17 protein-coding genes are annotated in these 20648 nt (G+C 67.5%); 3 read left to right on the top strand and 14 right to left on the bottom strand.

Going from position 1 to position 20648, the window contains the following annotated elements; translation table 11 throughout:
• Positions 1–12: 12 nt before the first annotated feature.
• From hpf to mtrA, 5 genes are all read right to left on the bottom strand, one after another.
• A complete protein-coding gene (gene hpf / locus AC1DC5_RS02975) occupies positions 13–738 on the bottom strand; it encodes a ribosome hibernation-promoting factor, HPF/YfiA family (RefSeq protein ID WP_441404559.1) in 726 nt (241 codons plus the stop codon).
• Between the two features lie 143 nt (positions 739–881).
• Positions 882–1994, bottom strand: coding sequence for a ComF family protein (locus tag AC1DC5_RS02970; protein WP_476864121.1), 1113 nt, complete (start codon positions 1992–1994; stop codon positions 882–884).
• Between the two features lie 134 nt (positions 1995–2128).
• A complete protein-coding gene (locus AC1DC5_RS02965) occupies positions 2129–3850 on the bottom strand; it encodes an LpqB family beta-propeller domain-containing protein (RefSeq protein ID WP_441404557.1) in 1722 nt (573 codons plus the stop codon).
• On the bottom strand, positions 3847–5997 hold the full coding sequence (gene mtrB, locus AC1DC5_RS02960; RefSeq protein WP_476864120.1) for an MtrAB system histidine kinase MtrB: 2151 nt from the start codon (positions 5995–5997) through the stop codon (positions 3847–3849). The genes AC1DC5_RS02965 and mtrB overlap by 4 nt, the downstream gene beginning before the upstream one ends.
• A complete protein-coding gene (gene mtrA / locus AC1DC5_RS02955; protein ID WP_441404556.1) occupies positions 5969–6643 on the bottom strand; it encodes an MtrAB system response regulator MtrA in 675 nt (224 codons plus the stop codon). The genes mtrB and mtrA overlap by 29 nt, the downstream gene beginning before the upstream one ends.
• 174 nt (positions 6644–6817) lie before the next feature.
• On the opposite strand from mtrA, the gene AC1DC5_RS02950 reads away from it, so the two are divergent.
• Complete coding sequence (locus AC1DC5_RS02950; RefSeq protein ID WP_441404555.1) at positions 6818–7531, top strand: DUF4166 domain-containing protein; 714 nt, start codon at positions 6818–6820, stop codon at positions 7529–7531.
• Here the strand turns inward: AC1DC5_RS02950 and AC1DC5_RS02945 are convergent.
• The 7 genes from AC1DC5_RS02945 to mnmA form a co-directional block, all read right to left on the bottom strand.
• Positions 7528–8571 (bottom strand): uroporphyrinogen decarboxylase/cobalamine-independent methonine synthase family protein, encoded by a 1044-nt coding sequence (locus AC1DC5_RS02945; RefSeq protein WP_476864119.1) that lies wholly within the window; start codon positions 8569–8571, stop codon positions 7528–7530. The two genes, AC1DC5_RS02950 and AC1DC5_RS02945, sit on opposite strands and share 4 nt — an antisense overlap.
• A gap of 2 nt (positions 8572–8573) precedes the next feature.
• On the bottom strand, positions 8574–9041 hold the full coding sequence (locus AC1DC5_RS02940) for a chorismate mutase (protein ID WP_441404553.1): 468 nt from the start codon (positions 9039–9041) through the stop codon (positions 8574–8576).
• A 163-nt stretch (positions 9042–9204) separates the two neighbouring features.
• Positions 9205–10914, bottom strand: a complete 1710-nt coding sequence (locus tag AC1DC5_RS02935; protein ID WP_441404552.1) for an ABC transporter ATP-binding protein — start codon at positions 10912–10914, stop codon at positions 9205–9207.
• Positions 10911–11936, bottom strand: coding sequence for an ABC transporter permease (locus AC1DC5_RS02930; protein ID WP_476864118.1), 1026 nt, complete (start codon positions 11934–11936; stop codon positions 10911–10913). Before AC1DC5_RS02930 ends, AC1DC5_RS02935 begins: the two co-directional genes overlap by 4 nt.
• A gap of 1 nt (position 11937) precedes the next feature.
• Complete coding sequence (locus AC1DC5_RS02925) at positions 11938–13029, bottom strand: ABC transporter permease (RefSeq protein WP_476864117.1); 1092 nt, start codon at positions 13027–13029, stop codon at positions 11938–11940.
• Between the two features lie 130 nt (positions 13030–13159).
• Complete coding sequence (locus tag AC1DC5_RS02920) at positions 13160–14794, bottom strand: ABC transporter substrate-binding protein (RefSeq protein ID WP_441404549.1); 1635 nt, start codon at positions 14792–14794, stop codon at positions 13160–13162.
• 328 nt (positions 14795–15122) lie between these two features.
• Positions 15123–16247, bottom strand: a complete 1125-nt coding sequence (gene mnmA / locus AC1DC5_RS02915) for a tRNA 2-thiouridine(34) synthase MnmA (protein WP_476864116.1) — start codon at positions 16245–16247, stop codon at positions 15123–15125.
• A gap of 224 nt (positions 16248–16471) precedes the next feature.
• Between mnmA and AC1DC5_RS02910 the strand changes: the two genes are divergently transcribed.
• On the top strand, positions 16472–17716 hold the full coding sequence (locus AC1DC5_RS02910; RefSeq protein ID WP_476864166.1) for an NAD(P)/FAD-dependent oxidoreductase: 1245 nt from the start codon (positions 16472–16474) through the stop codon (positions 17714–17716).
• Here AC1DC5_RS02910 and AC1DC5_RS02905 read toward each other — a convergent pair.
• Positions 17713–18942 carry a cysteine desulfurase family protein gene (locus AC1DC5_RS02905; protein WP_476864115.1) on the bottom strand — a complete coding sequence of 410 codons (1230 nt, stop codon included), beginning with the start codon at positions 18940–18942 and terminating at the stop codon, positions 17713–17715. The two genes, AC1DC5_RS02910 and AC1DC5_RS02905, sit on opposite strands and share 4 nt — an antisense overlap.
• A 50-nt stretch (positions 18943–18992) precedes the next feature.
• On the opposite strand from AC1DC5_RS02905, the gene AC1DC5_RS02900 reads away from it, so the two are divergent.
• Positions 18993–19922: a DMT family transporter gene (locus AC1DC5_RS02900; RefSeq protein ID WP_476864114.1), complete on the top strand. Its 930-nt coding sequence runs from the start codon at positions 18993–18995 to the stop codon at positions 19920–19922.
• On the opposite strand, the gene AC1DC5_RS02895 is transcribed toward AC1DC5_RS02900, so the two are convergent.
• Positions 19912–20646, bottom strand: coding sequence for a helix-turn-helix domain-containing protein (locus AC1DC5_RS02895; protein ID WP_476864113.1), 735 nt, complete (start codon positions 20644–20646; stop codon positions 19912–19914). The two genes, AC1DC5_RS02900 and AC1DC5_RS02895, sit on opposite strands and share 11 nt — an antisense overlap.
• Positions 20647–20648 lie beyond the last annotated feature (2 nt).

Raw genomic sequence — 20648 nt, 5'->3', positions numbered from 1 at the left:
GTCAGCACCAGCTTATGCGGTGGCCGGCTCATCCTCGGACCGGTAAGCGAGGATCTTCTCTTCCAGCGCAGCCGCCCCGGGCTCGCAGGTCTGGTCAAGGGAGATCACTCCATACGTCCACCCGTCCCGGCGGTACACGACGGACGGCGCTTTAGTCTCCTTGTCCACGAAGAGGTAGAAGTCGTGCCCCACGAGCTCCATGTTGTCGACGGCGTCGTCGAGCGTGAGGGATGATGCGGGAAAGACCTTCCGGCGGATGAGCACGGGCGAGTCTCCGGCCGGGATATCGTTCTCGACCTCATAGGGCGATTTTTCAGCGGGAGCCTCCTTGGGCTCAAGCCAATGGTTCGCCTCTTCGTATATGGGCTCGCGGGTGCTCGCGGGCTCGAGGGTTGCCGTCGCTTCGGTGACGGACTTGGGGGTGTGCCGGCCGTGGTGGACCTTCTTGCGGTCCTTCGCCCGGCGCAGGCGTTCAAGAAGCTTGTTGTAGGCAAGATCGAACGCGGCGAACTTGTCGGCGGCGCTGGCTTCGGCCCGAATGACGGGGCCCCGGCCCAGGACGGTCAGCTCAACCGTAAGCATCTCATCTGTCTGCCGGGCCTTGGTCTCCTTGGAAACCTTCGCGTCCACCCTCTGGACTTTGTCCCCCAGCGACGTGATCTTTGAGATCTTCTCGTCGGCGTACTCGCGGAACCGGTCCGAGACCGTCAAATTGCGTCCGCTGATCATGAACTCCATGGTGCCCTCCAAATGACTTCGGTGACACGACGGCGGCACTTCCTGGGGCTGTTCTGACTGACAGTCGAGCCCCTTTCCGAGCCGCTATCGACAGGTACATCTGTTCTTGGTACCCATCTTCGACGTTAGTTCATAGCAACCTCTTATTCATCCTTTTTTGGTTTATTTTTTTCATTGACGGGCCGCTTCCCTGCCATCGCGGGGCCGGCTGCGCCGAAGTCGCGCGTGCCGGGCGGGCGTGTCGCGGCGAGGACGACGGCGCCCGTCACCAGCGCTCCGGCCGCCCGCAACGCCCGGGCAGCCTCGGCCAACGTGGCGCCCGTGGTGAGCACGTCGTCAACAATGATGCACGGCCGCCCGTTTACGCCCGGAGCGAAGAGCCCGCGACGTACCCGCATGGATCCCCGCACCCGTTGCGCCCGGTCCCCGCGGCCCAGCCCCTTTTGTCCGCCGGGCTGTCCCCGGAACCCGGGGAGACCGTAAGGGGACCCCGGCGCCGGCCCCGGGGCTCCTCGCCCGGCCGGCCCCCTGCGGGCCCGCAGCCCCGTCTTGTGGAGAGCGTGGACGGTGGACAGGCCGGATTGCCCGCCGGCTCCCGCTGCGCGGAGTGGTCCCAGGCCGCCCAGCAACACATGGACGGGACTGAAGCCCCTCCGCCGAAAGGCGCTTCCGCTCGTTGGCACGGGTACGAGCAGCACCCCAGGCGCCTCCCCGGCGGCAGCCCGTATGGCCCGGGCCAGGCCCGTTGACAGGACCTCCGCGAGCTGTCCCTGGCCGTGCTTCTTGAAGGACAGCACCGCGAGGGCCAGCTCCGCGCGGTAGGCACCGGCGGCCACGACCGGCAGCAGCACCGAGCCGTCCACGTCCATGAGGGCCGGGGCCCGCGCTTCCGCCCGGAACGGTGTGCGCATCAGCTGCCGGACTTGCCGTTCGCAGCCGCCGCAGAGCGCAAGGTCTTCAGCCCCGCAACAGACGCAGTCCACCGGCGCGGCGAGTGCCAGCACTTCGGCCACGGCGGCCGCGGCCCCGTCCGCCAGCCGTGACAACGGGCGGCGGTAGCCACCACGGTGTCTGGCCGCAGCCGTTGCCGGCGGTGCCAGGTCGGGGTCTACAGCTCTCCTCAGCCCACGGGCTGCGCGGGTCGGGGTTCTCTTGCCTTTGGACCCGGCCCCGGCGTTGGCTGCGGCGCCGGGATCAGCCCAGCCGCTGGCGCTTCCACCACGGCCGGTGTCACGGAGCTCCCTGAAAATCGCCACGTGACAAGATTCCGCCCGCGCGGTTGCCTGCGGGAGGCCCCGGTGGCGCCATGTGGACAGCCGCCACGCACTGACCCGCCCCGCACCGGCCGGGCACGGCAGCCAAAGGGTCCCGGCCGTACCCGGTGGTAGCGCTAGCCCGGGTAGGACGGATCGATCGGTCCCTTGAGCTGCGGGGACCATCCGTTGCCGATCCGCTGGAAGATGCCTTCCGTCGACTGGGCGTAGATTTCTTCCCCGCCGTTGCCCGCGCTGAGCGCGGTCAGTCCGGGCCAGGGCGCCAGCTTCTGCGTTTGCGACGAGGTGAGGAACAGCAGCTCGGGGGCGACGGCGTCGCTTGGCGAGCCCTTCATCACAGCCACTGTGGAGTCGTCCACCCACACGCCCTGATCCGGGTCATTCGACGCGAGGAGGGTCATCGGCACGGTCAGGTCCTTGGGCGTTCCGTCCGCTGCCCGGACGATGCCGGTTATCTGGACTTTCGTTTTGCCGTTTTGCTCCGTGATGACGAGGGCGCGGGTGCCCTCGCGGGAGACCTTGAATTCCTTGACCGTCCGTCCGGAAAGCCACGCCGGCGACACCGTCACAGTGGGCACGCTGGTGCCTTCGGCCACGCCGGCCGGCCGGTAGGCGACCAGTTCCGTCGCGCCGTTGGCTCCCGGCCCGGCCGTCCAGACCCAGTCGTACCGGTCGAAGGAGGGGCGGGTCAGGGTGGCGCGGGTGGTGAGGGACCTCGCGGGCTGGCCGGGCACGACGGAGTACAGCGTGCCGCGTCCGGCGTTGAGGAAGGCCGCGGATTGCGAGACGGGCGACTCCGCCGGTGCCCGCGGCGACAGGGACGAGACTGGCTGGATGTCCGGAAGCGGCGAGATCCTGTTGTTCTCATACCGGACCAGATCGTTGTTGCTCACGGCGATCTGGCGGGCCGGGACGTTTTTGTCCCGGATCGGCGGGAGGACCGAACCGTTGTCTTCCACGCGCACCAGGTCCTGGTTGGCCCTCAACTCGACGTTGATGACATCCGGCTGGCTGCGGAAAGTGAGGGCAAGCTGGGTCTGCATCCGCAGCCGGTCCTCGTTGGAAGCCTCCACAAGGTCCTTCGCCGTGAGGTCCACCTGGGCAGCGCCGGAGACCACGGGAACCGACTCGCGGGCCAGCTTGATGCCTGAGGGGAAGGCGCTGACGACGGCGCCCTTGAGGTACGGCGCCGGGCCGCCGAGCAGCGCGCTGGTCATGGCCTTGACGGTCTTCTTTTTGATGAACCAGCGGACGTCGGGCACGGCGTAGGTGAACGTGGGGTCATAGAAATAGATCGGATAGGCGCCGTAGATGACTTTGAAGGTCTCCTCCGGGATCGCCGTGCCGTCCGGGAGTTCGGCAATCCGCCATTCACCGTCCACCTTGGTCAGCGTGGCGGGAATGTTTTCCTTGGTCCCCTCCGGCAGCTGGGTGGCCACACCGTCCGCGTCCACGGAGTAGGACAGGTCCAGCTCGTAGTTGAAGACGTTTTCGACGCCGGTCGGCACCACCCGCGCGGAGCGGAAGACGAGCACCCGCTGGTCGGGTTTCCAGGTCACTGACGACGCCTGGGTGAGGTACTGGCGTGCCACCGCGTAGTCGTCCTCGTAGCCGCTGCCGGCGAGATAGAAGTCCTCGATGACCGCTTCCGGCCCGGCACCTGCACGGGGTGCGGACGGGAAGAACACGGGGGCATTGTTGGGGTTCCCCGCGCTCTCGTCAGTGCTCTTTCCCACCGGGCCCGAGCGCGGGATCTGCGCGCAGGACGTCAGCAGGAACAACAGCACCGCCAGCAGCGCGGCCGCGGCACGGGTGGTCTTCCGAGTGGCACCGTTCATGACCCCTCCTTCGTTCCGGTTCCCGTTGATCCGGTGCCCGTTTTTCCGGGGTCCGTGGTTCCGGTACCGGTCTTGCCGGCACCGTCAACGCGCGGGGCCGGCGAGGGGTCCAGCAGCAGCATGGTGCGTTCGCTTCCCGTGCCGTGGAGTCCGACGTCGACCGGCTCCAGCTGGAGGGGCGATTTCGTGATGGTCTCCCCCTGGCGCAGCGGGAGGGTGAGGCGGAAGTTCGCGCCGCTGCCCTTGCTTCCCCAGGCCTGGAGCCAGCCGTTGTGGAGTTTCGTGTCTTCGGCGGCGATGGACAGGCCGAGTCCGCTGCCGCCCGTTGTGCGCGCCCGGGCCGGGTCAGCTCGCCAGAAACGGTCGAACACGCGTGCCGCTTCCGCGGGAGTCATGCCGATGCCGTGGTCCCGGACTGCGACGGCTACGGAGTTGCCGTTGGCGGCCACGGAAATGTTCACCGGGCGGCCCTCACCGTGTTCCAGCGCGTTCAGGATGAGGTTGCGCAGGATCCGGTCGATCCGGCGGTCGTCCATATCCACGATGATGCTGTCCCGGGGCGCGTTGAGGGTGACGTCGGAGCCGTACTCGGCCGCCACCGGGGCAACGCCTTCCATCACGTGCGCAACGAGCTGCACAACGTCGCCGGGTTCGGCGTCGAGCGTGGCGACGCCGGCGTCGAAGCGGGAGATTTCCAGCAGGTCGGCCAGCAGAGACTGGAACCGCTCCACCTGGTTGTAGAGCAGTTCCGCGGAGCGCTTGTTGATCGGGTCGAAGTCCTCGCGTGCGTCGTAGAGGACTTCGGCGGCCATCCGCACGGTCGTGAGCGGAGTACGCAGTTCGTGGGAGACGTCTGAAACGAACCGCTGCTGCATCTGGGACAGGGTGGCAAGCTGCGTGATCTGCTCCTGGAGGCTCGCGGCCATGTGGTTGAAGGAGGCCCCCAGCCGCGCCACCTCGTCCTCGCCCTTGACCACCATACGTTCCTGCAGCTGCCCCGCCGCGAGCTTCTCGGACACGACAGCGGCGTGGCTGACCGGGCTGACGACATTTCGGGTCACGTACCAGGCCACGGCGCCAATCAGCAGCGCCAGGACCGCGCCGCCGGCCAGCAGCACGTTCTGGATCTCGTCAAGGGTCTTCTGTGCCGTATTGAGGTCATAGATCAGGTAGAGCTCATAGACCGTGCCGTTGAAGGTGACCTTGTTGCCGACGGCAATTCCGGGCCGGTCTTCGGTACCCACCGGGAACTCCGTGGATGCCCAGAACTGCTCTTTGCCCGAATCCTGCACGGCCTTGCGCAGGTCGGTCGGAATGACGCTGATGGTGAGCTGGTCCGAGGCCCGTGACTCCACCCAGCGGTTGCGGGGTTTGGTCTGTTCCGGCATGGCCTCAAAGACGTAGCGCCGCTGAATCACCGAACCGCGGCCCTCGACGGCGTTCAGCGTGTCGTAGACGAGCGTAATGACACTGGACTGATCGGTGACCTGGGCGCCGTCGAACGTGTCCTGGACCTGTTTGACGTTGTAGCGCGTCTCCGACTCGGCCTGGGCCAGCCGTTCCTGGAAGAGGTTGTTGGCGATCTGGTTCGACAGGTACGCGCCGACGACGGCGAAGGACATGATCGCCAGCATGAGCGTCGTCAGCACGGTCCGGAACTGCATCGACCGCCGCCATTTGCTGTGCAGTGAACGGAGCAGGTAGCGGATTCCGGGGAGCAGGCGGGTGGCTCCCATCCGGACCAGCCTCGCCACGCGCACGCCCACAATCCGGGCGCGCTTAACCCAGATCCTGGTCTGGAAGCCCACGGCATGCCAGCCGGCGGGACCGTCGTGGTGCCCAGCGGCTGTGGGTGCGAACGCGCCGGCGTCGGCGGTATCGGCATCGGCTGTTTCGGGTTCGACGGCGGCCGGCTCCGGGGCCGCCGTCGGCGTGCCGGCAGCGGGTGCGTCGGCACTGGGTGCGTCGGTAGCCGGCGCGACGGAAGCGGGCGCGTCGGCGGCGGGAACGGTCAGGCCAGGCTCGCGGAGATCAACCGATGCGCGGGCAGCACTTTTCGGAGCGGCCCCTTGAGCGGGTGCGCCCGCCGGACCATTTCCGGGGCGGCGGTCCGACGGTTCAGGAACCTGCTTTGTAGCCGACACCACGGACCGTCAATACAACTTCGGGGGCTTCGGGGTCACGTTCGATCTTTGACCTCAGCCGCTGGACGTGGACGTTGACCAGCCGCGTGTCGGCGGCGTGCCTGTAGCCCCAGACCTGCTCCAGGAGGAGTTCCCGGGTGAAGACCTGCCAGGGCTTGCGGGCCAGTGCCACCAGCAGGTCGAATTCCAGCGGTGTCAGCGAGATGCGCTCGGTGCCGCGGCTGACGAGGTGTCCTGCGACGTCGATCGTGACGTCCGCGATGCGCAGCGTCTCCGGGGCCTTCTGGTCGCCGGGCCGGAGCCGGGCCCGGACCCGGGCGACGAGCTCGGCCGGTTTGAACGGCTTCGGGACGTAGTCATCAGCGCCGGACTCGAGGCCACGGACGACGTCGGAGGTGTCTGCCTTGGCGGTGAGCATCACGATCGGCACGTCGGATTCGGCGCGGATCTGGCGGCAGACTTCAATGCCGTCTATGCCCGGAAGCATAAGGTCAAGCAGCACGAGGTCCGGCTTGGCGGCGCGGAAAACTTCCAGGGCCTTCCCGCCGTCAGCGCAGAAGACAGGCTCGAACCCGTCATTGCGCAGCACAATACCGATCATCTCGGCCAGCGCCTCGTCATCGTCCACTACCAGAATGCGTGCCTTCATATGTATATATTCCCCTATTGAAATGGCTTTGTCGTATTCGGCGGTGCCCGGGCATGGCGCCGCCGGCGCCCGGACCGCACTTCGACGCCGCAGCCGGGGTTATGACAAACCCCCGTTTGTGCCGCAGGCTGTAGGCAGGAACCCGGCACCAGGCCGGCAACCCAGGAGGTTTCTGTGAGCACCCCGATCTATCAGCTTGCGCTCGGCGCGGACTTTGCGCTCCTGCAGCCGGAGCTGCAGGAGTACTTCTCACTCGCTCCCGGATCCGGCCGCTACGGCGTCGGCGAGGGCGTGTTCGAGGTCGTCGGCTGCCGGCAGAAATGGCTGCGCCCGCTGCTGCGCCTCGCCGCCGGCGAGGAGTCGTTCTTCCCGGAATATGGGGAGGGCATCCGCTTCCGGATCGAGAATCATGCCCACCTGGACCCGTTCGGGCGGTCCAGCCTCACCGCCCGGCGCGAAATCTTCTTCCCGGGCACCACGCGGTTGTTCCACGACACCACGAGCTTCGATGATTCAGGCGGCCGGCACGGTCTGGTGGATTACGTCGGGCGGTACAGGCGGCTCGTGACCGACCTCAACCTCGGCGTCACCGCCGGCGGCAGGCTGCGCGGGGTTTCGGAGGCGTCGCGGCTGTTCCTGGGCCCGCTCCGGATTCCCCTGCCGGCCGCCCTTGATGCCAAAGCGTACGCCGAACAGTGGTGGGCTCCGGAGGAGGGCCCAGCCGGAAAGCACCGGATCCAGGTGAAGGTGATCCAGCCGCAGCTGGGGCTGGTCCTCGTCTATGCCGGGCACTTCGACTACCGGCTGGAACCGTACCCGGACGGCCAGTCGGCCCCGGGGTACCTTCCGGACCGGGCCCGGCCCGAACGCTGGGAAGCCCGCAGCTAGCCGAGCGCGAGCTGGTTGAGGCCGTCGGCGACCTGGGTCAGCCGCCCCAGCACCGCCGTCGCGGATGACGGCGAATGACCGTACAGCCCGTCGGACGGCGTGACCCGCAAGGCGCCAAGGGTCGACGCCGGCAGGCCCAGTTGGCGCCACGGCCGCCAGACGGTCTCCACGACGTCGGCGACGCGGGGCAGCGCAGCGGCGGGATTGGCGACGTCGAGCGCCCCGGCCCACAGCCGCTTACCTGACTCCACAGCGCCGGCAAGCTGTTCCCACTGCCGGGACGTCAGCGCGCGCAGGGGCACGGCGATCCCGTCGGCGCCGGCCGCCAAAATCCGTTCGAACGGCGCCTCGACTTCCGGGACGGACACCACCACCTCGACGGCGCCGGCCGCCCGCAGGGCGTCTATGACCAGCTGCCAGGCGTCGGTGGCTTCCCGGCCCGGCACCGAGCGCAGGGTCCGGTAGCCGCTGGAGGTGGGAATGGTGCCGGCCAGTACCGAGGCGATCTCCGGCTCGTCGATCTGGACCACGATGCGAGCCCCGGGGGCCGCGGCAGCCACACGGCTGAGGTAGCCGCCGGCGCCGGCGGCCAGCGAAGCCGCGAGGTCGCGGCGGGCACCATGGTCTATCAGCGCACGCTCGCCGTTGTGGAGGTGCAGGCCCGCGGCAAGGCTGAGCGGGCCGCGGAGCTGGACCTTGATGTCCGTGGCCGGGGTGTCCTCGGCGCCGATGACGTCGGCAAGGATGTTGATGTCGGTGGACAGGGCCGAATGCGCCCGCCGGAAATCCTTGCCGGGACGGTCCACGATCCGCCAGCCGTGGGGCTGGACGTCCACGGCGAGGTCCACCAACAGGGACGCTGTCCGGCCGAGCGCGTCGGAACCGACGCCCCGGTCCGGCAATTCGGCCAGGAATGGCAGGTGCGGGCTGCCGAGCTCGCCGCGGATGATGCGCGCTGCTTCGAGGGGGTCCTCGCCGGGCCAGGTGCCCAGGGCGGTGGCGGTGACCTGTTCCGGCTGCGCTGCTTGGGGTCCGGCCACGGCTAGGCGGTGGCGGAGACGGTCGGGCCTGCGGCGCCGGGGACTTCGCCGGCGGTCGGCTGGCGCACGGCGTTGGTGGCCCCGGGATCGGCGGCCAGCGCCGCTTCATGGTCCTCGGCAATGGCCTCGTGGTGCCGGATGACCTCGCCGATGATGAAGTTGAGGAACTTCTCTGCGAAGGCCGGGTCCAGGTGGGCCTCCGCGGCAAGGCGACGCAGCCGCGCGATCTGGGCTGTTTCCCGGCCGGGGTCCCCGGCGGGAAGTTTGTGGGCTGCCTTCAGGAATCCGACCTTCTGGGTGGCCTTGAAGCGCTCGGCGAGCAAGAAGACGAGGGTGGCATCGATGTTGTCAATGCTGGAGCGGATCGACAACAGCTCCGCCATCACCGCGGGATCCACCTGACCGGCCAGCGAGCTGGCCCCGGGGTCATAGGAATCGGCGTCAGGATTAGTCTGGTTCTGCTCGGTCATTGGTCCAGTCTAGGGGCACGGGCGTTAATCACTTCTGCTGTTAAGCGGGCGTGGACGGCCTGCCGGGAGTCGACTTCCGTCCCGTCTCCGGGGTGCGGAAAGGGACATGCCCGCCGTAGGTTGCGAACGGCGGGCATGTCCCTTGGATAACTTGCGGAACGGCTCAGCTGTGAAGGACTGCGCGGAATTCCTGCCGGCGTCTGGCCTGTTCGTCCGGATCCGGAACCGGCAGGGAGGCAATCAGCTTCTTGGTGTATTCGTGCTGCGGATTGCCCATCACCTGGTTCCCGAGACCCTGCTCCACCATTTTGCCCTTGTAGAGGACACCGACCCAGTGGGACAGGATGTCGACGACGGCGAGGTCGTGGCTGATGAACAGCGCGGCGAAGCCGAATTCGGCCTGGATGTCCTTGAACAGTTCCAGCACGACGGCCTGGACCGAAACGTCCAGGGCCGACGTCGGCTCGTCGGCAATGAGCAGCTTCGGGTTCAGGATTAGCGCCCGCGCGAGGGAAGCACGCTGCCGCTGCCCGCCGGAGAGCTCATGCGGGAACCGGTCGGCGTAGGCGGCCGGCAGTTGCACGGCTTCCAGCAGCTCCCTAGTCCGCTTCCTGGCCTCGGCCGGGGTTGGTTTGGTGTGAATGACCAGGGGCTCGGCAATGCAGTCGCCGATGGTCAGCTGCGGGTTGAAGGACGCCGCCGGATCCTGGAACACGAACCCGATCTCTTTGCGCAGCGGCTTGAACGTGCGCTCCTTCAGGTTGAGCATTTCGTAGCCCAGGACGTTCAGGCTGCCACCGGTGGTCCGGTTCAGGCCCGCGATGGCCCGCCCGATCGTTGTCTTGCCGGAGCCCGACTCCCCCACCAGGCCGAAAACCTCGCCCGCGGACAGAGTGAAGTTGACCCCGTCCACGGCCTTGAAAGCGGGGCTTCCCAGCCGGCCCGGGTACTCGATGGTGAGGTTCTTGGCCTCAACGAGCACCTCGCCGCCCTGGTGCGCCCGCTCCATCATGCCTTCGGAAGCGGAGTTCCTGCCCAGGTGCGGCACCGCAGCCAGGAGCTTCTTGGTGTAATCCTGCTTCGGCTCGGCAAAGAGCACCCGCGAGGTTGCCTCTTCGACGACGTCGCCCTGGTACATCACGACGACGCGGTCGGCGAGGTCCGCCACCACGCCCATGTTGTGCGTGATGAGCACGATCGAAGTGCCGTACTGGTCCCGGAGATCCCGCAGGAGCTCGAGGATTTCGGCCTGCACGGTAACGTCCAGCGCTGTGGTTGGTTCGTCGGCCACGATGAGCCCCGGGTTCAGGGCCAAAGCCGCGGCGATGACCACGCGCTGCTTCTGCCCGCCGGAAAACTGGTGCGGGTAGTAGTTGACCCTTGTTTCGGCGTCCGGGATCCCCACTTTGCGCAGCGCCTCAATGGCGCGGGTCTTGGCTTCTTTGGCGCTGATGCTGCCGCCTCCCCCGTGGCGGGCATGGGAGCGGATGCCTTCGGCAATCTGCCAGCCAACCGTAAAGACCGGGTTCAGTGCCGTGGACGGTTCCTGGAAGACCATGGCCACGTCGCGGCCCCGGATTTCCCGGAGCTTCGCCGGGCTGACACTGATGACGTTGTTGCCGTTGATCAGCACCGCCCCGGAGCTGATCGCGGTCTCCGGCAGGAGGCCAAGGATCGTCTTGGCGGTGACGGTCTTGCCGGAGCCCGATTCGCCCACGATCGCGACGACCTCGCCGGGGTTGACCTCGAGGCTGACGTCCTTGACGGCATACACATCGCCGGCGTCGGTGGCGAAGGTGACCTTGAGGTGGTCGATGTCGAGGACCGGGCCCGCGCCGGTGCCGGTGCCCTGCTTGTCGATGTTGATGGTCATGAACTTCTCACTTCTGCTTCGAGTGCGGCCTGGGCACCGGTGGTGGAGTCCGGGCCGCCCTTGCCGGAGACAGCCTTCTTGCGGCCCCGCAGCCGGGGGTCGTTGAGGTCGTTGATGCTCTCGCCGACGAGCGTCAGTCCGAGGACGGTGAGCACGATTGCGAGGCCGGGGTACACGCCCGTCCACCAGATGCCGGACGTAGTATCCGCCAGGGCCTTGTTGAGGTCGAAACCCCACTCCGCGGCCGACGTCGGCTCAATGCCGAAGCCCAGGAAGCCCAGGCCGGCGAGCGTGAGGATGGCCTCGGAGGCATTGAGGGTGAAGATCAGGGGCAGGGTGCGGGTGGCGTTCTTGAAGACGTGGAGGCGCATGATGCGGATGTTGGAGGCGCCCACAACCTTCGCCGATTCCACAAACGGTTCCGCCTTGAGCCGGATGGTCTCGGCCCGGATGACGCGGAAGTACTGCGGGATGAAAACCACCGTGATGGAGATTGCTGCAGCGAGGATGCCGCCCCAGAGGCTGGACCGGCCGCCGCTGATGGCGATCGCCATGACGATGGCCACGAGCAGGGGCGGGAACGCGTAGATGGCATCCGCGATGACCACGAGGGTCCGGTCCAGCCAGCCGCCGATGTAGCCGCTGACCAGGCCCAGGGCCACGCCGATGAAGATCGACATGACCACGGCCACGATGATCACGAGGACGGCTGTCTGGGCACCCCAGACGACGCGGGAGAAGACATCATAGCTGCCCACGGTGGTGCCCCAGATGTGTTGCCCGCCGGGTGCCTGCTGCGACGGGAAGTTGCCCTCGGCGTCGGAGATCTGCGAAAAGCCGAACGGCGCGATCAGGGGAGCGAAAATCGCGGTCAGCAGGAAGACCGCGGTGAGGATCAGCCCGGCCACAAGCATGCCCCGCTGCAGGCCGACGCTCTTATTGAAGTGCGAAATGACCGGCAGCCGCCGGAACCAAGGCCCTCGGGGATCCTTGACGGGTTCACTAACGGCAGTGGTGCTCATATCAGTACCTCACGCGGGGGTCGATCAGCGCGGCGAGAATGTCCACGAAGAAGTTGGTAATAGCCACGATCACGGCCAGGAGGACCACGATGCCCTGGACGGCCACGAAGTCGCGGGCTGTCAGGTAGGTCGCGAGCTGGAAGCCCAGGCCCTTCCATTCGAAGGTGGTTTCGGTCAGCACCGCGCCGCCCAGCAGCACGGCGATCTGGAGTCCCATCACGGTGATGATGGGAATGAGGGCCGGCTTGTAGGCGTGCTTGGTGACCAGACGGTATTCGCTGACACCGCGTGAACGGCCGGCCTCGACGTAGTCCTTGCCGAGCGTGCCGATCACGTTGGTCCGGACGAGGCGCAGGAAGATGCCGGCGGTCAGCAGGCCAAGGGCGAGTGCGGGGAGCACGGCATGCGCCATGACGTCGGCCAGGGCGGCCATGTTGCCGCTGCGGATGGCGTCCAGCCAGTAAATGCCCGTGGGTGACTCGAGCGAGGTCAGGGCCAGCTCATTGGCGGGCGTGGCACGTCCGGCGACCGGGAGCCAGCCCAGCCAGACGGAAAATGTCAGCTTGAACAGCAGCCCGGAGAAGAAGACCGGCGTGGCGTAGCAGAGGATCGCGAAGACGCGCAGCCCGGCGTCCGGACCCTTGTCGCGCCGGTGGGCGGCGATCAGGCCCAGCGGAATGCCGACGACCAGGGCCACCAGCAGTGCGTTGAGGGTCAGTTCCAGGGTGGCCGCGCCGTAAGTGAGGAGCATCTCCGAGACCGGGCGGTTATCGGACAGGGTGGTGCCGAAGTTGCCGGTGATCAGCTGGGCCAGGTACTCGAAGTACTGCACCAGAATTGGCCGGTCATAACCGGCGGCTGTGATGCGTTCCTGGAGCTGTTCCGGCGGCAGCCTGCCGCCCAGGGCAGCCGTAATGGGATCGCCGGTGGTGCGCATCAGGAAGAACACCATGGTGACGAGGATGAGAATCGTCGGGAAGATCAGGAAGAACCTGATCAGGATGTAGCGGCCCAGTCCCCCACCGGACGTTTTCTTCTTGATCGGCAGGAGGCCTTCACCGTCGGTCGGCGGTGCCTCGATAAGTGTTGTCATTGGTACCTAAGTGTGTGTTCCGGAAAGCCTTGTGGGCTGCGGAAGCTGTTGTCCTGTATCACCACCAAAGGCGGGACGCCGTGTGGGCGCCCCGCCTCGTTGGCTGGTCAGAACCGGATGGGGAATGGACCTACTTGGAAATGACACCAAGGCGGGTCTTGAAGGAAGCATCCAGGGTCTGGTCTACGCCCTTGACGTCCTTGCCTGCGACCATGAGCTGGGCGCCCTGCAGGAGCGGCAGCGTGGACAGGTCCTTGGCGACGGCCGTCTGCGCCTCGCCGAGTACCTTTTCGCGTTCTGCCTTGTCGACGGTGGTCAGCTGCTTGCTGATGAGGTCCGTGACGGCGGGGTTTTCGTAGTGGTTCTTCAGGAAGTTGCCGGGGACGAAGAACGGGGTGAGGTAGTTGTCGGCGTCGGAGTAGTCCGGGAACCAGCCGAGCTGGTAGACCGGGTAGGCGTCGGCCGTACGGTCCTTGGAGTAGGTGACCCACTCGGTGGACTGCAGTTCAACCTTGAACAGGCCGGACTTCTCCAGCTGTTCCTTGATCATGGCGTACTCGTCGCCGGAGGACTTGCCGTAGTGGTCCGGGTTGTACTGGAGCTTGATGGTGACGGGACCGGTGACGCCCGCGTCGGCGAAGGCCTTCTTGGCCTTGTCGAGGCTGGGCTTGCCGCTTCCGTCGCCGTACATTTCCTTCAGCGGCTGGATGGCGCCGACGAAGCCGTCGGGAACGACGGAGTAGGCCGGCAGGTACGTGCCCTTGTAGACCTGGCTGGCGATCGCGTCACGGTCAACGACGTCGGCCATGGCCTGGCGGACTGCCAGAGCCTTCGCGGGATCGGCGTCAGCAGTCTTGGCACCAAACGGCATGGTGTCGAAGTTGAAGACGATGTAGCGCAGCTCGCCGCCCGGGCCCTTGTGGACCTTGACCTTGGCATCCTTTTCCAGGTCCGCGACGTCGGTCGCGGTCAGGCTGCGGCCGGCGACGTCGATGTTGCCCTGCTGGACGTCCAGCTTGAGGTTGTTGGGATCGGCGTAGTACTTGATCGTGGCGCCGCCGTTGGCCGGCTTGCCGAGGAGGCCCTGGTAGTCCGGGTTGACCTTGAGGCTGACGAGTTCGTTCTTCTTGTAGCTCTCGATCGTGTAGGGGCCCGCGAACGGCTTGCCCTTGACGATTTCGTCGTCGGTCATCAGCTTGTCGGCCGGGAAGACCTCTTCGTCGATGATCGGACCCGCGTTGGCGGCGAGGACGCCGGGGAAGACCTGGTCGTTGCCGGCCTTCAGCGTGAAGACCACGGTGGAGTCGTCCTTGACGGCGACCGATTCGAGGTTGCCGAGCAGCGAAGCCGGGCCGTTGTCGTCGGCGATCTTGACCACACGGTCGATCGAGAACTTCACGTCGGAGGACGTCAGCGCATGGCCGTTGGCAAACTTCAGGCCGGGCTTGAGCTTGACGGTGTATTCGGTGGGGCTCGTGAAGGAGGCCGACTCGGCAATGTCCGGGGTAGAATCCGCGGTGCCCGGCTTCGAGTTGAGCAGGAACGGATAGATCTGGTTCATCACCATGAAGGAGCCGGCGTCGTACGAGCCGGCCGGGTCGAGGGTGACAACCTTGTCGGTGGTGCCGTACGTAATGGTGCCTCCACCGGCGGCGCTGCCGGTGGCCGTGCCGCCACCGGAGGGGCCGGTGCAGGCGGTCAGCGCGAAGGCGGATACCCCGGCGAGCGCGATGGCGCTCTTGAGGGCCTTTTTGTTCATTGCCATCTGTGAACTTTCTGTTCGATGAGTACTAGTGCGCAGCCCGGAAGTCGCTAAGAGGACTCGGGGGCAGAAACACTGTCCTGATGCCTCGATTCAACCAGACGATCAGTAGGTGAATCGTTACATCCTGTGAGATGAGACACAAAATTTACACGAACGGGCACAACTCATCACTATCTTCAGTAATTCCGCCCGAAATTCGGCAGGCGCACAGACTCCGCACTCGCCTGCTCCGCGCGGCCCCCGCCCCCGCGCAGCAAACGAAAAAGCCGCACACCAACGGTGTGCGGCCTGGTCGCCGGCCTGGTACGGCCGCCGGATATCGGGAGGGTCAGAGTGCGGCCCGCTGCAGCGAACGCGCCGCATCGATCGTGGCCTGGCCCAGCACCCGGCTGCCCTGGTACAGAACAACGGTCTGGCCGGGAGCCACGCCGCGCAGCGGTTCGGTCAGCGTGACCACGAGGTCGCCGGCCCCTGCCGCGCCTTCCATGCGCGCGGTGGCGGGCACGGGATCCCCGTGGGCGCGGACCTGGGCGTAGCAGTCGAATTCCTCGCCAGTGTCGATCTCCGCGATCGGCAGGCCGGCCCAGGAGACCTTGATGCCGCGGATCTCGTCGATAGCGAGGAGTGCCTCGGGCCCCACGACGACCTTGTTTTCCTTCGGCCGGATCTCCAGCACGAAGCGCGGCTTGCCGTCCGCTGCCGGGGTGCCGAGCTTCAGCCCGCGGCGTTGCCCGACCGTGAACGCATTGGCGCCGGGGTGCTCGCCAACCTTGGCGCCGGACTCGTCGACGATGTCGCCGGTGGTCATCTCGATCTTCTCGGCCAGCCAGCCGGCGGTGTCGCCGTCGGGGATGAAGCAGATGTCGTGGCTGTCCGGCTTGTTCGCCACGGACAGGCCGCGGCGCTCCGCCTCGGCGCGGACTTCGGCCTTGGACGGCGTGTCCGCCAGCGGGAACATGGAGTGCTTGAGCTGCTCGTGCGTGAGCACGCCCAGGACGTAGCTCTGGTCCTTGGCCCAGTCCGCGGCACGGTGCAGTTCCGGGTTGCCGTCGGCGTCGCTGATCACCTTGGCATAGTGGCCCGTGCAGACGGCGTCGAATCCCAGGGCGATGGCCTTTTCCAGCAGCGCGGCGAACTTGATCCGTTCGTTGCAGCGCATGCAGGGGTTCGGGGTGCGGCCCGCGGCGTATTCGTCGATGAAGTCCTGGACCACGTCTTCCTTGAAGCGCTCCGAGAAGTCCCATACGTAGTACGGGATGCCGAGCACGTCGCAGGCGCGCCAGGCGTCGCGGGAGTCCTCGATGGTGCAGCAGCCGCGGCTGCCGGTGCGCAGGGTACCGGGCATCCTGGACAGCGCAAGGTGGACGCCGACGACGTCGTGTCCCGCCTCGACGGCGCGGGCTGCGGCAACGGCGGAATCGACGCCGCCGCTCATGGCTGCAAGAACTCGCATACTGACTTTCTTTGGGGTTCAGGGGTTATTGCCGGCACCGGCGGCTGCTGGACGCAGAAATAGCACAATGCCTGCCGCCCCATTCTATCGCCACGCCGAATCCTCACCCAAAAGACCTTGACGGCAGTCGGTGGCGATTCTAAAGTCAAAAATATCGTTTTTAGATGCACCTCCCGCGACATGCGGCCCCGGTTGCGCCGGCAGCCGCAGGAATCGAGCACATGATGGCCTCCGAAAACATTGTGATCGTGGGCGGCGGACTCGCCGGCGCCACCGCTGCCAAGACCCTCCGCGCGGAAGGATACGGCGGACCGGTGATCCTGCTGGCGGAGGAGCGGCACCATCCCTACCTGCGCCCGCCGCTGTCCAAGGAATACCTCCTGGGCAAGGCCGACGACGATGCGCTGCCCGTGGCTCCGGGCGGCTGGTACGAAGAGAACGGAGTCGAACTGCGGCTGGGTGCCACCGTCACGGGGATTGATCCGGCCGCCCGCAGCGTGAACCTCCGGGACGGCGGGACCCTGGGCTACGGCTCCCTGCTGCTGGCCACCGGCGCACGTCCCCGGCGCATTCCGCTGCCCGGAAGCGACGCGGAGGGGGTCAGCACCTTCCGCACCGTGGACGACAGCCGCCGCCTGCGCGCCGCGCTGGCCGACGGCGGCCGGAACGTCGTGATGATCGGTTCGGGCTGGATCGGGATGGAGCTCGCCGCGGCGGCGAGCGCCTATGGAAACTCCGTCACCCTGCTGGGGCTGGAGGAGGTTCCGCTGGGCGCGGCGATCGGGCGGGAGTTGGGCGGGTTCTTCCGTGGGCTGCACGAGGCGAACGGCGTCCGGTTCCGGCTCCCTGCCTCGGCTGCGGAAATCAGGGAACAGTCGGGCCGGGTCACCGGCGTGGTCACGGATGCCGGGGAGGTCCTGCCCGCGGATCTCGTGATCATCGCCGTCGGAGTCGTCCCCGAGGTCTCACTGGCCGAAGCGGCGGGCGTCGCCCTGCAGAACGGCATCCTCACGGATGCCTCGCTGCGGACGTCTGCGCCCGGAATCTTTGCCGCCGGGGACGTCGCCAACGCCCTGCATCCCTTCACCGGCGAGCACCACCGCAGCGAGCACTGGTCCAATGCCCTCAACGGCGGCAAAGTGGCGGCCCGGGCGATGCTCGGCCAGGACGCCGTGCTGGATGCGGTTCCCTACGTCTACACCGACCAGTTCGACGTCAGCATGGAGTACTCCGGCTTCCCGGCACTCGTCTCCGGGCCGCCCACGATCCGCGGCTCCCTCGAGGGCAAGGAGTTCCTCGCGTTCTGGCAGCGGGACAGCCGGGTGGTCGCGGGAATGAGCGTGAACTGGCCGCGCTCCGGCAAGCCGCAAAAGATGATCAAGCAGCTTGTCTCGGCGAAGACCGCAGTGGACCCGGCAGCCCTTGCCGATCCGGATGTCCCCCTCGACAGCCTGCTGCCGGAAGCCTAACCTTTCGCGGCAGTGTGGCGGGCGACGGTCCCGGCGGTCTGGATGCTGGACTCGTGGCCGGCCATGCCGGCCTGGCGTGCGCGGGTGTAGGCGCCGGGCAGGGCAGCCAGCAGCGCATCGACGTCGGCCTCGGTGGAGGAATGCCCAAGGCTGAACCGCTGGGCGCCCCGGGCCGCATCCTCGTCCAGTCCCATGGCCAGCAGCACGTGGGACGGACGGGGTACTCCCGCTGTACAGGCCGAACCGGTGGAGGATTCGACCCCTGCCAGATCGAGCAGGAACAGCAGTGAGTCGCCTTCGCAGCCGGGAAACGTGAAGTGGGCGCTGCCCGGCAGCCGCCCTGCGCCGGGGGCGCCGCGCAGCACGGCGTCCGGCACCGCCGCCAGGACGCCGTCGATCAGCCGGTCCCGGAGCGCGGCAATGCGCGCCGCCTCCTCCGGAAGTTTGGTGGTGACCGCCTCGGCCGCGGCGGCAAAGGCTGCGATGGACGCGGTGTCCAGGGTTCCGGAGCGGACGTCGCGTTCCTGTCCCCCGCCGTGCTGGACGGGGGTCAGCTTCACGGCGCGGCCGAGCATCAGCGCGCCGACGCCGACCGGACCGCCGATCTTATGCCCGGAGATGGACATCGCATCGAGCCCGCTGGCCCGGAAATCCACGGGCACCGAGCCGAAGGCCTGGACCGCATCGGAGTGCACCGGAACGCCGGCCCGGTGGGCCAGTTCGACGATCTCCGCGATCGGCTGGACGCTGCCGACTTCGTTGTTGGCCCACATCACCGTGACCAGGGCGATCGAGCCCGGGTCCCGCGCGAGCTCGGCGGCCAGCACCGCAACGTCCACGACGCCGTCCGCATCCACCGGCAGCCACAACACTTCGGCACCCTCGTGCCGCTCAAGCCATTCGACGGTGTCCAGCACCGCATGGTGTTCGACGGCGGAGCACAGGATGCGCGTACGGGCGGGATTCTCGGCTTGCCGGGCCCAGTACAGGCCCTTCACGGCCAGGTTGTCGGCTTCCGTGCCGCCGGAGGTGAAGATGACCTCGGAGGGGTGCGCCCCGGCCGCCACCGCCAGCACCTCGCGGGCGTCCTCGACGGCGCGGCGGGCGCGGCGGCCCGATCCGTGCAGGGAAGAGGGGTTGCCGGTCCGGGCCAGTTCACGGGTCAGCGCCGCCAGGGCCTCCGGGGCCAGGGACGTGGTGGCTGCATGATCAAGGTATACGGGCACAGGGTAATTCTACCCGCGGGCCCGCTGCTGCCCTGGTGTACATTCGAGCGGTGAAAGCGTCCCTGTACCTCGTCCTGGCCACTCTCTTCTGGTCCGGGAATTTTATTGTTGCCCAAGCTGCCGTCGCCTCAATGACGCCCATGGACCTGACATTCTGGCGCTGGGCGCTGGCCGCAGTGCCGCTGCTGCTGCTGGCCCACTTCGTGGAGAAGCCGGACTGGCGTGCTGTGCTGCGCCGCTGGCCGGTGCTGCTGCTTCTGAGTGTGCTGGGCATGAGCGGCTACACGCTCCTGCTGTATGGGGCCCTCGGCCACACGTCCGCGATGAACGCTTCGCTGATCACCGCTGCCAACCCGGCCCTGATCGTTGTACTGGCGATGGTCCTGACCGGTGAGAGGACCACCCGCCTGGGCTGGCTGGGCATCTGCCTTGGCCTGCTAGGCGTCCTGCTGGTGCTGACCCGGGGCGAGCTGCAGCGCGTGATCAGCCTGTCCCTGAACATTGGTGAACTCCTGATGATCGGCGCGATCTTCGTGTGGGGCTGCTACACGATCATCGCGCGCAGGCTGGGACTTCCCGCCATCGCGGCCACCGCCGTCCAGGTGGCGATTGCGGCCGTGACGCTGGCACCTTTTGCCCTCGCCACGAATGTGAGGCTCCCGGAAACTCCGGCCGAGGCCTGGTCTCTGGCGTACATCGTGGTCTTCCCGTCCCTGGGTGCCTACCTCCTGTGGAACCTTGCCCTGAAGACCACCCCGTCCGGCACCGCCGGGAACTACCTCAACCTCATCGTGGTCTTCACGGCGGTTATCACCGTGGCAATGGGGACACCGCTCACCCTGGTCCAGATCGCGGGCGGCGTGCTGGTGATCGCCGGGGTGCTGCTGACCGGGCTGAGGGGGCAGACCAAACCTCCGGCGATTGCCGCGCCGGGCCCTGCTCCCAGCACCGCTTCGAACGCCCAGGCCCCTAAGGCCTGATCCGGGCGCAGCACTGTGCCGGCAGCGCGGCGCCCTGCGCGCGAAGCTCGTCGATGGCGAGGGCCTGCACGCGGTCCGCGTCGATGCCGCAGCCGGCTGCGGCGCCGCCCAGGAACGCGCCGTTCATGGCGCAGACCACCTCAGTGTGCCCTTCGGCGATCCGGTGGAAGGGACAGTTGAGCAGCACCAGGCCGCCTTCGCCGTCGTCCTCGGGGCGGTAGCCCTCCGCGGCGAGGAACCCGGCAAAGTCGGCTCCCCCGGCGCCCGCCCGGGCATCCGATTGCCCGGCCGGGGCCACCTTGGCCTGGGCTGCCGCCAGCCCCCGCGCGTGGGCTGTCCGCACCAGCGCCTCGCGGGCGGAACCGCCGCGGGCGGTTGATTCCTCGATGGCTGAGACCAGCAGCTCGGCGGCCAGGTCATAGTTCCGGTCCGGCACGGACGCTGCGACCTCCCGGACGGCGGCGAGGTAGAGCTTGGCCGGGCGGCCGGACCCCGGCCCGCCCCTGCCGCCCAGCTTCCGGAATTCCACGGTCAGGAGCCCGTCCTGCACCAGCCGGTCCAGCTGGAAGGACGCCGTGCTCCGGGGCAGACCGAGGGCACCGGCGGCGTCGTCGCGGCTGACGGCACGCCCGGCCGACGCGACGTAGTCGAACAGCTTCCGGCGGCTCTCGTCCCCCAGGGAGGCGACGGCCGCAATCCTGCGGTTCCACGGGGCTCGGATCATGG

Source organism: Arthrobacter sp. 10L424 (assembly GCF_056395325.1).
Note: the sequence above shows the minus strand (reverse complement) of the source record. Positions and strands in the feature narration are given on the sequence as shown.

Excerpts from the sequence above, each read along its gene's own strand:
- hpf (WP_441404559.1), bottom strand. The coding sequence starts at position 738 with ATGGAGTTCATGATCAGCGGACGCAATTTGACGGTCTCGGACCGGTTC.
- AC1DC5_RS02965 (WP_441404557.1), bottom strand. The coding sequence starts at position 3,850 with ATGAACGGTGCCACTCGGAAGACCACCCGTGCCGCGGCCGCGCTGCTG.
- mtrA (WP_441404556.1), bottom strand. The coding sequence starts at position 6,643 with ATGAAGGCACGCATTCTGGTAGTGGACGATGACGAGGCGCTGGCCGAG.
- AC1DC5_RS02940 (WP_441404553.1), bottom strand. The coding sequence starts at position 9,041 with ATGACCGAGCAGAACCAGACTAATCCTGACGCCGATTCCTATGACCCC.
- AC1DC5_RS02935 (WP_441404552.1), bottom strand. The coding sequence starts at position 10,914 with ATGACCATCAACATCGACAAGCAGGGCACCGGCACCGGCGCGGGCCCG.
- AC1DC5_RS02930 (WP_476864118.1), bottom strand. The coding sequence starts at position 11,936 with ATGAGCACCACTGCCGTTAGTGAACCCGTCAAGGATCCCCGAGGGCCT.
- AC1DC5_RS02925 (WP_476864117.1), bottom strand. The coding sequence starts at position 13,029 with ATGACAACACTTATCGAGGCACCGCCGACCGACGGTGAAGGCCTCCTG.
- AC1DC5_RS02920 (WP_441404549.1), bottom strand. The coding sequence starts at position 14,794 with ATGGCAATGAACAAAAAGGCCCTCAAGAGCGCCATCGCGCTCGCCGGG.
- mnmA (WP_476864116.1), bottom strand. The coding sequence starts at position 16,247 with ATGCGAGTTCTTGCAGCCATGAGCGGCGGCGTCGATTCCGCCGTTGCC.
- AC1DC5_RS02910 (WP_476864166.1), top strand. The coding sequence starts at position 16,472 with ATGGCCTCCGAAAACATTGTGATCGTGGGCGGCGGACTCGCCGGCGCC.
- AC1DC5_RS02895 (WP_476864113.1), bottom strand. The coding sequence starts at position 20,646 with ATGATCCGAGCCCCGTGGAACCGCAGGATTGCGGCCGTCGCCTCCCTG.